Source organism: Nissabacter sp. SGAir0207, from assembly GCF_005491205.1.
GTDB lineage: Bacteria > Pseudomonadota > Gammaproteobacteria > Enterobacterales > Enterobacteriaceae > Chimaeribacter.
The window spans coordinates 89732-101764 of sequence record NZ_CP028039.1 but is presented as its reverse complement, the minus strand read 5'-3'; the positions used below and the strand labels follow the sequence as shown (position 1 = coordinate 101764).

The window sequence follows — 12033 nt, the reverse complement described above, 5'->3', positions numbered from 1 at the left end:
TAAGTTTCCCTTTTTTATTTTTCAAAATGTTGATTACCTACATTCCAAAATTGAAACCATTCTGTCGCTGATTATGTTGCAGTTCCAGCGTTTTTGATGCTGCGCCGCCCACTCCTGCTGCTGGCGCAACTCCGCGGCGTTCAGCTGCTCGCTCAAACTCTGCACTTGCCTGCTCAAGCCCGTGACGCGCTCGCTCAGCGCCGCGTTCTTCCTTTGCATAAGACCAGACATCGTCCGCCATTCCGCGAAGGCATTCTCACACTCGTCCAGCCTTTTCGAGTAGTCCTGCTGTAGCTGCTCTAATGCGCTCAGCAACTGTTTTTCCAGCTCCGTCATGCTGCTCTACTCCTGCACCAGTCTGATGCCGTTCTTCCTGCCGTTATCGAACGTCCAGTTCGTGTCCGCTTGTACGCCTTCCGGCAGGACCAGAAAGCACCCCTGGTTGTCTTCCTGGTACCTCACGCCCCACGTCCGCGCGTTCCGCTTCTCCAGCGCGTCCTTCTGCTTCCAGATGCTAGTGTAATTGTTGAGCATCTGTTGCCTCTGCCACCGCAGAATGCCCGTGCTCGATGCTATCAGCAGCGCGGAGACCAGGACGATGGTCAGTCACGTCTGGCTGACCATGCGCACCATGCCTTTCGTGCGCTGGCTCATGGCTGAGGGCAGCTTCCGGTCGTGGTCGAGGATGGCGGCGCTGATTCTCTTCTCGCTTTCGTTCAGTTCCGCTCTGACAGACTTCTCGTGCTCGCTGAATGCGGCTTTCAGCATCTCGCCGATAGTCTGCTGCTGCGCTTTCGATTCCTGCTCTAAGTCCTTCGTTCGCGTTGAAAGACTGTTCATAGGGGTCAGTTTGGATATCGAAAATTATTGTACGTTAAGGCTATTTTTGACCTTTCGACTTTAGCTGGTCTCAGCCGACGAAACTTACCAGAAGCCGGTATTTGGTTGCTTTTCCATCTATAATCGCCTATCAGATCGATGTGTTCCCAGCCTAAAGGCGACAAATGCGACAGCATTTGCATGCCTCTTTGCAGTGCAGTTCTGGCAACAAATGATACGAGAAAGTTGGAGCGGCCGCCGTGCCTGGTACAAAGAGATTGGGTTAACTGACGACGACAAAACGCCGGATGAAGCATGTCTGCTTTGTGCCAGAAGCGGACATTGCTTTTCTAGGGGAAAATGGCGATGGTACACTCTGTTAATTACATCGCCATTACAATAACATTCAATATATTTAGAAAAATCAAAGTGTCACGTTAATAGTCTCGATCTCTAAATCGTAATCTGCTGATTTGATCACCGGGAAACTATGTTCTTGTTCCATAGGAGCTAACAGGCCACGTGATTTAAATACAAGATATTTTTTTGAGATTTTATAAGAGTCATTATTTATATGGGGGAAAACTATTTCATTATACTCATAATCTTTAGTGTTGGCATTCAATTGTGGTGGGGCTGCGATATATTTACTGAAGTTATCCTTCAATTCATTGATATTGTTATAAAGTCTGTACCAAGCAATAGATTTCGACTTATTTTGTGAAATCACAGTTAACAGGTTTATTTCATTTGAGGAGAAGTATGCCTGAAGTATTTTCTCATCAATTACTGGTATTGAATTAAATGAATGCCCGACAAATATGCGACTGCTGTTAATGATAAACCCTGCAAACTTATAATCTTTATTCGCATCATAACTCCAATTCAATACTTCAAAAACAGTTTGTAAATTCGTTCTTAAAAACTCTGTTTTCCTTACAACCTGTTCTCCCGCATGTTGAAGTATTTCAGACGTCCGATACTTAGATATTTCTGAATCAGTGGTAACTATAGACTTTGCTTCACCAATCAATATCAAATCATCGACCCTTGCCAAAAAGTCAATCTCTTCCTCACCAGATATTACTTTAATTCTTTTAGATACTGCATCGTCATAGTCAGTTATAAATACATTGCTTCTAAGAGCGCTGTTTATTTCGTCTACAACTTTTATTTCGTAAGTCGTTCCTTTTTTACTGAGATCAATATCAAAAAGATATGCCCAACGCTCGAAAAGCCTAAGTATCACCGGTGCGTTTAATGCGCTAGTCAATAATGCATACTTATTTTTCTTTAATTTTACCAACGGTTGACACCAAATATCTCCAGTTGGAGAAGAATTAAATGTTAGAAAATCAAGAATTTTACTAATTTTAAGGGCGTTAATTTCTGTAGCTTCACACAAGGCACATTCTAATGAGCTTGCTTGAACGGTTGGACAAAACTCCCTTAATTTATTAACATTATATGCACTATCATCTTCTGGATATTTTTCAGTCTCAATGTTAGCGATGAGCATCAATACTCTCATTACATTCAATACTTCTGACAAACAAAACCCTTTACCAAAATCATTGTTTAACCACTCTTTAGGAAAGTGGTCTTCAAGATCATGCTCCCCCATTCTCCAGTGCGCGTTGATTGTTTTTAATTCTCTAGTCGCATTACTAATAGATGCAACTTTTGCCACTCTTTTTTTATTACCCCGAGTAATAAAAATATATTTATCATCATCAAAGAATTGGGCTATATTAGGTAGGGTAGCGATAAATGTCATTTGGGCTGAAAGACTTTCTTTTCGCTGGCTACTATTATTAAATGCAATTTCAAATGGTGTGTTTGGCTGTTCGATTCTGAATATTTTATTTTCAACATCAATCTCTACTAAATTATAATCACTCCATAAAATGCATTGCCAAAGATGGAGGTAAGTATGATATAACTGAGATAACCAGCTTTCTTGTTGGATGAAAATCATTTCATCTATTGGATCATCAGAACTTGTTATTTGACTATTATTCTCTATGCCTTTTATGCATTCTCTTATGGCAAGCTGAAAACCATCAACAGCTCCATGAACGATCTCTCCTAAGCTTTGTTTGTTTACTCGACCATTTGCTTTTAGCATTATGTCATTAACATTTGTCGTTGGTGTTCTTTTTGCAAGTTTAAGAGCAACAGCTGATGTCCTATTGGAGCTTGCAATATACGAGATCATCAGTTTTTCATGGTTTGTTTTCGGTGCTTGTCGATATAAATCCGCTAGTTTTTCTCTAATATCACTGAGCACACCATCAATAATTATACCCATTGTATAGACTTTTTTATCTCTTGCTGAAGAGTTTGCCTCAACCTTAGCCCACTCCTCATTCCATTTTTCAAGACTAAAATCAGCACGTATTGGTGGTTTGATTCTTCCCTTAACAATTTTACTAACAAAATTATCACTCATAACGATTAATTTCCTTGATTAATTAAATCCATACATGCAAGTCAGTGCTCGGCAGGTGACCACTGGTCTCTGATTTGTTCGTTCGAAAACTCGAATTAATGGGAATATCATAGCGTTGTATATGAAGAAACTACTAACATTGGGAGACATTAATCAACAAAGATCAGATCACAATTTCGAACTTCCGCTATTCGCTCAAAACTGCCTATCAACATGGTCAAGCTCTACCATAGCTCAGAGGTACAAAAAATTCTCCTAACGTACAATAACTTTCAATAGCAAAACTGACACCTTGATGAAGAGATGGCGAAGGCGTTTGCCAATAAATTACTGTGAAAATTCACGATAGTGTACCGGGTGACTGTGCGAGTACATTAATAGTGGTGTATTTGATTAAAGCCAGTTGGCTACGGCCACCGCTGTAAAGCGGCGATAACCCAAAGCGCTTTTGCCAAGGGCATGGACGCGGAAAGGGCGCGCCGGGTGGTGCAGGCGCACGAGTCCCTGGAAGCTGGCAAGGCCGAGACTGCCCAGGCGCGTTATGAGCAGTTCAAAGAGCTGGTAACTCCTGACGTGGCACCAGAGCAGAACGCGTATCTTCAGATCCTAGATGGGGAAAAGACCTTCGAGCATCAATTTGACGGATATGCGGGCTATAGAACGGCGGAAGCCTGCGCGACTATCGTCATTGCCGGCTTAAGCCGGCGAAGGAGGTCACGCCAGAGCTGCTGGTGGCGCCGGCGCGCGTCCGTGATGTTGCCCGCCAGGCCGATCACGCCTTATTGGTTATGGGTGAGGAGGGGCGCGCCAAAATCAAGCGCGCCTACCAGGAGGCACACGGGCTGCCCACGGGTGGCCAGGAGCCGACCGAGGCCGAGCAGGGCAAGCAGGCGGAGGACGCCAAGGCTGTAGCGGCTGCCCTTGCCAAAACTGAGGCAGAAGCGGAAGAAAGGCACGTCGTAGATGGCCTGCAAACTGAAACGGGCATCACGGTGCGGGTCAGTACCGGCGCGGTACGTTCCAAGCGTGGCATCAACTTTGCCGCCGGCGGGTGCTTTGGCCTTCAGGATCCGAAAGGCAAAGAGGGGGCGCTCTACCGCTCCAAAGATGAGCTGAAAGAGAAGTATGGGGCAAAATTCTTCAATGGGACGCGCCCCGGATCAGAGTTCGCCGGCAGCTGGTGGCTGATCCCGTCCCGGTACGACCGTGAAGAAGTCTTAAAAGTTGTTTCCCGATACTAATTTGATGGAGATTGCCGGGGAAACCCGGCAAAAATTGCATGACCACATTGAAAGACACCTTGAAACCGGAAGTGAGCTACCTGGAAGCCTGTTTGCCGGTGGCGCTGGCCGGCCGCAGTGAAGAAGAGTACCTGATGGACTACCTTAAGAGTATGAGCCAGTACCTGAAGGATGAGCCGCGCTATTACCGCAGCATGGGGGCTTATTGGCCAGCACTGAAAGCATTGCTGGTAGAGCAGGGGCTGATGCCGGCTGACAGCGCGATTGATAGCGATGTAGCAGCGATTTATAGCTATGAGCGGCCGGCGCTCACGGTGGTAGCCGCGTCTCTCTATCACCGCGAACGGCTGGAGAGCGGGTTACTGTTTTCTTCCATCCACCAGCTGAAGGTGCCGGATGAGGTGGATGACAGTGACTACGAGTATGTGTCCGAAGACATCACACTTGAGAGCAAAGTTAAGCCTAAACATTAAGGAGCGGCGATGCGGTACGGGGATTTACGGCACTGGCAAGCACTGGCGCAGGAATACGGTTGCCAGCTGAGTAAGTCCAATAACAGGGTGACGACATTTACCCTGCATTATGGGGAGCAATGGACGTTTGTTTGTGACCCCAAAACGGATGAGCTAGTCAGGAATGTGCGTGATTTAACAGCGGACGAATGGCGAAGGGTGATTGAACAGCTGGCGAAGTCACTGAAAGAAGACAGTAAATAGCAAAAGACCTCATTAATACTTGCACCTAAAGGGGGACCCTATACTATTCGTTACGTGGTACGTACCACGTAACAAGCAATCGGGGCAATATGCCCAGATGAAAAAGGCTCACCGAAGTGAGCCTCTACACATGGCCTGGGACATGTCACCAAAACAAGGATCCCCGGCCAATGAGCAAAAGGACTCTAACATGATTGATTATGCCCGTCGAGACAACGCAGTAGCCGCTAACCAAGCAACCCGCAATAGCGAAACTAGCGTAAAGGTGAAACTTCTCACCACAATTAAGGTATTTCCTGCCGTTTTCACAGTAATTTACTTACTCAACATGGTGATGGAACATGCAAGCCGCCATCACTGACTGATTGCAAAGCGCCCATGAGGGCGCTTTTTTCATCTAAGGGGCATCATGTCCGTGCAGCATCCTGGTGAGGTTATCCAGGCCGCAGTTGAGGCCAGCGGTCTGACGTTGCGTCAGGTTGGCGAGAAAGTGGGGATTAGCCACGCTACCTTATCAAGACTTATCAACAAAAAAGCCCAGCTCACTGCGGAAGCTGCTGTGAAGCTTGGGGGTTTTTGTAATGAGACGCCATTAGCATTACTCTCCATCCAAAATCGATATGACCTTGCCCAAATTATGGGGGACGACGCGCAAATATGACCAAACCATGTTTTTTGAGTACCTATGAGCGACGAAATCGACCGCTTGGCTGAGGCCGAGCAAAAAGTATTGGACACCCAGATCCAAATGTCCCGCCAGTCTGCCGGCGCGCAGCTGATGATTAACGGCTTTTGCCACTACTGTGATGAGCCGTGTGGGCAAAAGCCATTTTGTGATGAAGATTGTTCCCAGGACTGGCACAGGGAGCGTAATGCCCAGGTGCGTAAGTTTGGGGTTAAGCCTGGTGAATGGGGTTAGATGTTTCGCATTACTGAAGACTGGCTTAAGGCCAACAACCGAGACGCCAGCGGCAAGCTGGTCAAGGGCAAAAAGCTCAAGCCCAAGAATGAGCTGCCGGATTTGACGACAAGGCTCAAAAGCCCGCTGGCGCAGCTGAATGCGCTGGAGGATGCCTTTGCGGTCTCCGTACATGAAAAGGCGCTTATCCAGCTGGGAAAAAAGCCGGATCTGCTCAAAGGTAACTATGAGCATTATGACCAGGTGCGGATCTTTGACTACATGTACCGGCATCACCGGGACATATATGATTTGCTCCATGCCACGCCGAACGGCGGCCTGCGGTCGCAGAAAACCGCCAATGACTTGAATGCCGAGGGGGTGAAGAAGGGCTACCCCGATGTCACCTTGGACGCAGCGCGCGGCATCTACCATGGCCTGCGGTTTGAGCTGAAGTATGGCACTAACAAGCCCTCTGCTGAGCAACTGGATTGGCAGGTGCGGCTACGGGCACAAGGCTATGTGGCTGAGGTGGTGTGGGGCTGGGAAGAAGCGGTTGCTCTGATACTGCGCTATTGGCTCCTGGAGCCGGGGCAGGCACTGCCAGCCGCCGCCTAAGCGTAAAACTTCCGTCAAACCGGCGGGCTTGCAGTGTCTTGTAAGTCCAATTGTGATTTAATTTTGTGGATCTCCAGGACGCGCCGGCGTCCTGTTTTCCCCTGAGAAATGAATGATTTTTGACTCTGTATTTTGTGTGGCACCCGCGCCGTCACTGACAAAAGCAGACTGTGAAAAGGTTGAAAGGGCGGGGTATCCCGTTGTGGCAGTAAATAACGCATATGGCATGTTCCGACAGCCATATGCCTTGTTTGCTGGTGATGATGCCTGGTGGCAACACTATGGCAATGATGTGCCTGCGGGGATCCGCCGGTGTACCGCATCACGCAAAGCAAGCAATCGCCTGGGCATCGAATACCAGCGCTTTGGCGACTCCCACATTCAATTCAACTCCGGCTCTATGGCCATCCAGTTTGCGGCAAGCCTCGGGCAACGCGCATCTTCCTTCTGGGCTATGACTGCTCTTTGAAAGAGGGTGTGCACTACCACGGCTTGCATACCGGCGGATTGCGAAACCCGACAGACGACAGCGTTGCCAAGTGGCAACAGCATTTTGCCGATGTCCGTGAAGAGCTGCGGCACATCGACATTGTTAACTGCTCCCGGAGAACTGAACTGACATGTTTCCCACTAAAAAGCCTGGAGAAGGTGATCGGGTAATCATCGTGGCGTCTGGACCTTCAGCGCGTGGCTTTTTGCCACCGCGTGATGTGCCAGTGATCGCCGTCAATGGTGCCATTGACTGGATTGCCCGGGCATCCTATTTCTTCACGCTGGATCCATCCCCTGACAACATGCGCCGGCTGGCCACGCGCCGCAGCAACGTGCGCTATTTTTCTGGCGGCATCACTCAGGAGGGCGTTTATGAATATGAGCGCGTCTCTTACCGTGCCGCAGAGCCGCCGGTAAAAGGCTCCCCAGAGTGGTGGCTATGGCGCTGGTCGGCAAAGCCCGGTCTGTCTGAAGACCCTACCCGGATCAATAACGGCAACTCTGCCTGGGGCGCACTGGGGCTGGCTTATCACCTGGGCTTTAAAAATGTGGCGCTGGTGGGCGTGGATGCGACCCAGGAAGCGCGTTACAAGGTAGGCGGCCGCCCCAACAACCTTTCCCATTTGCCCTTGCTGTTCAAGTCAGCGCTAGGGCAGATCAACGTGGTTTCCTGCGGGAAACTTAATTCAATCCTTCAAATGAGCTTAAGAGAATGGCTAAAAAACCCCTGAAAATTGCCCTGGTGTACCGCGCCGGCGGCGACTACACCCCGAATGACGTCAAAACGCTGGTGGCACAGCTGCCTAAGGGCGCGGAGGTCATCTGTCTGACGGATGCGCCATTTGTCATGGATCGCGTGACCTGCATCCCACTGACCACCCCCTACCAGGGGATGCGTGGCTGGTGGGCGAAGATCGACTTGTTCCGCCCGGACATTACGGATGACCTGCTTTATTTTGACCTGGACACGGTGATCACCGGTGACATCAAGAAGCTGCTGAAGACCACCGGTGACCAGATGGTGATGCTCACTGACTTTTACCACCCGCAATACCTTATGAGTTCGGTGATGTTCATCCCGAACAGCGCTAAGGCGCAGATCTGGAATGCCTTCTGGAAGGAGCCGCAGCGCCATATTGCTGAGTGCACCGTAACGGCGAAGTGGGGCGACCAGGGCTTTATCCGGGGCGTGATCGGGGATTGCCTGCACTGGCAAGACCTCTATCCGGGCTGGTTCGTCAGCTACAAGGCAGACATCGTGAAGGTCGGAGAGAACCGCTGGGCAACCGAGCGCTATTCACGCGGTGATGGCACCTTGCCGGCCGGCGCGCGCGTGGTGGTGTTCCACGGCAACCCGCGTCCGCATGAAAGCGGCGAACCCTGGTTGCCCGCATACCTGACCCACGATGCTACCGATCCGGTGTTCGAATCAGTGACCTGTTAATACAGAAAAAGGTCACTGATTCGGGTAACGGGCACAACTTTACATCCCATCCTAAATACTTCATATTACGGCCGCTAAATGTTTAGGATGTTTAACTATTCGTAAGATGGTGCAAATGTCCAAGATTCTGAGATTTTTCCAACGCCGCCATTACTTTTGGTCGGTAAGTTTCATGACCGACAGCGGCGTCAGATCAGTGGTGGTGCATTACCCCGATAACCTGATGACCCCCTTGCGCCTGGGCACATTGCTTAACCAAGAGGGTTTCCCTGCCGCGCCAGTGCTCTCGGTTAACCCACTGGGTCGCATGTCCCTACACACGGCCAGCCACACATTCTAGAGGTTCCGATGTCCGTACAGCCCTTGCCAGCCACTCCACCAGCAGAACACCCCCGCTTATCGAGGCCATTAACCATGGCTTTAGTAACCTGCTGGGCAACCTCAACTACGCGCTTTACCGCGTGAAGGATGATGAAAGCTCCCGCTATATTGAGCTGAGCATCGAGGGGATCCGCTTGCTGACTGCGGAGCTGGCTAAGATCGCTGAGGCAGAGCAAGACCAACAAGATGCTGTATTGGACGAGCTGGAGAGTAAAAGGACGATTGCCGGCCTTCTACAGCACCAGCTCAACCAGGCCAAGGAACAAATAGCCGAATTCCAGGCGCGCTGTGAGGGCTTTGATGAAGAGCTTGCCGACAGCGTGGCCAGTGCTGTTTTCCAGCTGGAGATGATGGTTGAAAGCCTGAAGGCCGAGGCCACCCAGATGAAAAACCAGGTGCAAACCAAAGAGAACATGGTGGCCACCTATGTCGAGCGGGAAAAACGGTTATCTGCACGTCTGCGTGAGCTGGAGCAATTGCAGCCAGAAAAGCTGAAGGCCAAAAAGGTGCAGTACCAGACCGAGGCGCGCGAGCTGCGGGCTACGGTCAAAACCCTGAGCCAGAAGTTGAACGAGTCCCGGATCCGTGAAACTGCCATGAAATCAGATGTGACCTTGGCCATGTCCCAGCTCGAACAGTGCCGTTCCCGCAATGACGAGCTGGCGCGCCATATTGAGCGCGCCAACGGCCTGTATGAGGCTTACCGCTACGAAACCAAGTCCAAAGACGGATCGCCGGTGCATTTCTTCTTGCGCCGTGAGTTTACCGGGATGCGAGTTGAACGGAATTACGCGGAGCGCCCGCGCTATGTCAATAACCTGACGTTCTCACTGACCATCAAGACCACCATTGGTATCAGCTGTGATGTGAAGGTCAATGAGTGGGGTCGCCCGCATTATTACATCATCCCGTTGCTGCGTGACATCTGGCCAGATGACCTCTATGAGGAGCTGTTTACCATCTACCGTGAGGAACTGAGCGAGGTGAACCCGCTGCTGGTGGCGCGCCTGGACTGGGCGAAGTCAGTCGAGCTGGATAGCGTAGAAGGGCTGCGCCCGGCCATCCTGACCGCGCTGAAAGCAGACGGCTACAACACGCTATGTGACGTGGTGATGCATGACGTGGACGAGCTGGAAAGCATCAAGGGTTTGGGCAAGAAAACCGCCCTGGAGCTGCATGAGCGCTGCTACGCCCTGGTTGATGCATGGGAGCGCGAACATGGCGCAGTGGAAACCCGTTTTGAGAAATAACCACCCCGGCCGGCGCCCTGCCGGCTTTTTTATGAGGCCACATGTCTAAAGCAACCAAACTCCCAGAGCTTAAATTGCGCTGGGCTAATCAATTAACCCATACCATCAAACCCTATGAAAGCCAAAGGTTTGTAAGCCTTGAGAGTTATCTTCAGGTCATCAATAAGACCGTGTACCGCACCTACCCGCGCGGTAAAGCTCATCTCCGTCTGCTTGCCCTTGAGCGCGCTGATTAACTCCTCACCTTAAAGGAACCCTATGAACCAACAACTGACATTAGATGCAAAGCTCTTCTGGCTCTTCCAGGAGACTACCCCGCAGCTGACTAAGGCGGCCGATGGTAGCGCCCAGTTGACTATCACCAATGAGCAGGGTGAAACCTTCACCTATACCGGCACCCTGGCCGGCGTCCTGAACGCGGCATTCCTGGATATTTCCCCGGACGTTGAGCAAGAGGCACATATCAGCAAGGTGCGCGATACGCTCTCTGCGCTGACGTATGGCCTTGTCGAAAGCTCCATTGAGCATGAAGCCCATCAGGCTCTTTACGAGTCGGAGAGCGAATAATCATGGCTTTCGAGAAGATCCATAAGGGCTACACCATCGAGCAAATTTTCTGGTGGGTAAAGCGCCTGGGGCACAACGTCTCAATGCGCGTTGAGGCCGGGGAATACCGTCTGGTGTTCGCCCATAAATCGTGTGGCACCCAAGAGCTTTACGGTTCTCTGTGGGTGGTGGCCAAGAATGCCATTGAGGCTCTTGGCAGCGCCGTTCGCCGCGCCGATCGCCTTACCCAGGAAGCTTTCGCTATCGAGTTCCCAGAAAGCACCTCCGCCTAATTTGTGGTCGTCCCCGCGGAACCATGTTCTGCCGCAGGCCTGTTTGACCCCCTGGCTGAGGTAGGCGGAAGATCGATTCTGTCCCATACCATTCAGCGGGCGCATGAGTCAGGTGCATCAATGGTGATAGTGGCCACTGAGTGCCTGGACATTGCGCGCCACGTGCCACAGCACGGTGCCATGGCAGTAATGGTGAATGGTTGCGTGAATGACCTTGAGCGTGTCGCCGCCGCCGTGACGCAGCTGGTAGACGCTAAGGTGATCATGGCCAGCGTCATCACCGTGAGCTTGCCGGCCAATGAGCCGCTATTTCCGGGCTGCCACATCAAGCAGCTGGTGGGTGACTTCGACAAGCGCGCGGCAGACATGGCAACCGTTGCGGTGCAGCACGTGTCTGATGCCCAGGCCGCAGATCCTGGCATTGTGAAGACGGTGACTGATAAATATGGTCGTGCACTCTATTTCTCCCGTAGCAGCATTCCTTGCATGGCAGGGCATCAGCCAAACATGCCCCGGTCGCCGGCCGCTACAGGCTTCGCCAGGTGCAGGTTTTCGCCTGCCGCCCCCAAACTTTGCGGGAGTACAGCACATGGGGCATGAGTCCCCAGGAGTATTTTGAGGGCTTAGAGCAATTGCGGGTGTTGTGGAATGGTGGCACTATTCGCGTGACGGAGCTATCCCACCTGGGACACTTGACGATGCATGATTCTAAGGACAATGAGACGCTTGCAAGGATGTTAGAAGTACCTGAATCACTGTTACTCGCCACGATGTAAAGACCGCCACCCGGCGGTTTTTTTATGCTTCCTCGAAAGAAGCATTAGATTTAGTTAAGTATATTGAACTAATCGCACACTAAATCGGCATGAGTGACCAACGTTTT

General features: G+C 50.8%; 17 protein-coding genes and 1 pseudogene. 15 read left to right on the top strand and 3 right to left on the bottom strand.

Annotation, left to right across the window (positions count from 1 at the left end; genetic code table 11):
• Positions 1-141: 141 nt before the first annotated feature.
• The 3 genes and pseudogenes from C1N62_RS22140 to C1N62_RS22130 all read right to left on the bottom strand — a co-directional run.
• Positions 142-336: pseudogene (locus C1N62_RS22140) on the bottom strand (MbeD family mobilization/exclusion protein); the annotation flags it as partial.
• A 270-nt stretch (positions 337-606) separates the two neighbouring features.
• Positions 607-840 carry an MbeB family mobilization protein gene (locus tag C1N62_RS23435; protein ID WP_240775857.1) on the bottom strand — a complete coding sequence of 78 codons (234 nt, stop codon included), beginning with the start codon at positions 838-840 and terminating at the stop codon, positions 607-609.
• Positions 841-1243: 403 nt separating this feature from the next.
• Positions 1244-3271, bottom strand: a complete 2028-nt coding sequence (locus tag C1N62_RS22130; RefSeq protein ID WP_137765894.1) for a hypothetical protein — start codon at positions 3269-3271, stop codon at positions 1244-1246.
• Positions 3272-4002: 731 nt separating this feature from the next.
• Between C1N62_RS22130 and C1N62_RS22125 the strand changes: the two genes are divergently transcribed.
• The 15 genes from C1N62_RS22125 (at position 4003) to C1N62_RS22060 (ending at position 11750) form a co-directional block, all read left to right on the top strand.
• Complete coding sequence (locus tag C1N62_RS22125) at positions 4003-4512, top strand: hypothetical protein (RefSeq protein ID WP_137765893.1); 510 nt, start codon at positions 4003-4005, stop codon at positions 4510-4512.
• 38 nt (positions 4513-4550) lie between these two features.
• Entirely contained in the window at positions 4551-4985 is a 435-nt protein-coding gene (locus C1N62_RS22120; RefSeq protein ID WP_137765892.1) for a peptide-binding protein, read from the top strand.
• Between the two features lie 9 nt (positions 4986-4994).
• The gene (locus tag C1N62_RS22115; protein ID WP_137765891.1) at positions 4995-5228 is read left to right on the top strand and encodes a hypothetical protein; all 234 of its coding nucleotides are present in this window, start codon (positions 4995-4997) and stop codon (positions 5226-5228) included.
• 190 nt (positions 5229-5418) lie between these two features.
• Entirely contained in the window at positions 5419-5589 is a 171-nt protein-coding gene (locus tag C1N62_RS23255) for a hypothetical protein (protein ID WP_168195934.1), read from the top strand.
• A gap of 48 nt (positions 5590-5637) precedes the next feature.
• A complete protein-coding gene (locus tag C1N62_RS22110; protein WP_137765890.1) occupies positions 5638-5889 on the top strand; it encodes a HigA family addiction module antitoxin in 252 nt (83 codons plus the stop codon).
• 24 nt (positions 5890-5913) lie between these two features.
• Positions 5914-6147: a hypothetical protein gene (locus C1N62_RS22105; protein ID WP_137765889.1), complete on the top strand. Its 234-nt coding sequence runs from the start codon at positions 5914-5916 to the stop codon at positions 6145-6147.
• The gene (locus C1N62_RS22100) at positions 6148-6744 is read left to right on the top strand and encodes a VRR-NUC domain-containing protein (RefSeq protein WP_137765888.1); all 597 of its coding nucleotides are present in this window, start codon (positions 6148-6150) and stop codon (positions 6742-6744) included.
• 112 nt (positions 6745-6856) lie between these two features.
• Complete coding sequence (locus C1N62_RS22095; RefSeq protein WP_137765887.1) at positions 6857-7213, top strand: hypothetical protein; 357 nt, start codon at positions 6857-6859, stop codon at positions 7211-7213.
• A 151-nt stretch (positions 7214-7364) separates the two neighbouring features.
• Entirely contained in the window at positions 7365-7967 is a 603-nt protein-coding gene (locus C1N62_RS22090) for a hypothetical protein (protein ID WP_137765886.1), read from the top strand.
• The gene (locus C1N62_RS22085) at positions 7964-8680 is read left to right on the top strand and encodes a hypothetical protein (protein ID WP_137765902.1); all 717 of its coding nucleotides are present in this window, start codon (positions 7964-7966) and stop codon (positions 8678-8680) included. The genes C1N62_RS22090 and C1N62_RS22085 overlap by 4 nt, the downstream gene beginning before the upstream one ends.
• 461 nt (positions 8681-9141) lie before the next feature.
• Positions 9142-10311, top strand: coding sequence for a helix-hairpin-helix domain-containing protein (locus tag C1N62_RS22080; RefSeq protein ID WP_137765885.1), 1170 nt, complete (start codon positions 9142-9144; stop codon positions 10309-10311).
• 41 nt (positions 10312-10352) lie between these two features.
• Entirely contained in the window at positions 10353-10547 is a 195-nt protein-coding gene (locus C1N62_RS22075; RefSeq protein ID WP_137765884.1) for a hypothetical protein, read from the top strand.
• 22 nt (positions 10548-10569) lie between these two features.
• Complete coding sequence (locus C1N62_RS22070; protein ID WP_137765883.1) at positions 10570-10878, top strand: hypothetical protein; 309 nt, start codon at positions 10570-10572, stop codon at positions 10876-10878.
• Between the two features lie 2 nt (positions 10879-10880).
• Complete coding sequence (locus C1N62_RS22065) at positions 10881-11150, top strand: hypothetical protein (RefSeq protein WP_137765882.1); 270 nt, start codon at positions 10881-10883, stop codon at positions 11148-11150.
• A gap of 3 nt (positions 11151-11153) precedes the next feature.
• Entirely contained in the window at positions 11154-11750 is a 597-nt protein-coding gene (locus C1N62_RS22060) for a cytidylyltransferase domain-containing protein (RefSeq protein WP_137765881.1), read from the top strand.
• The last annotated feature ends 283 nt before the right edge of the window (positions 11751-12033 follow it).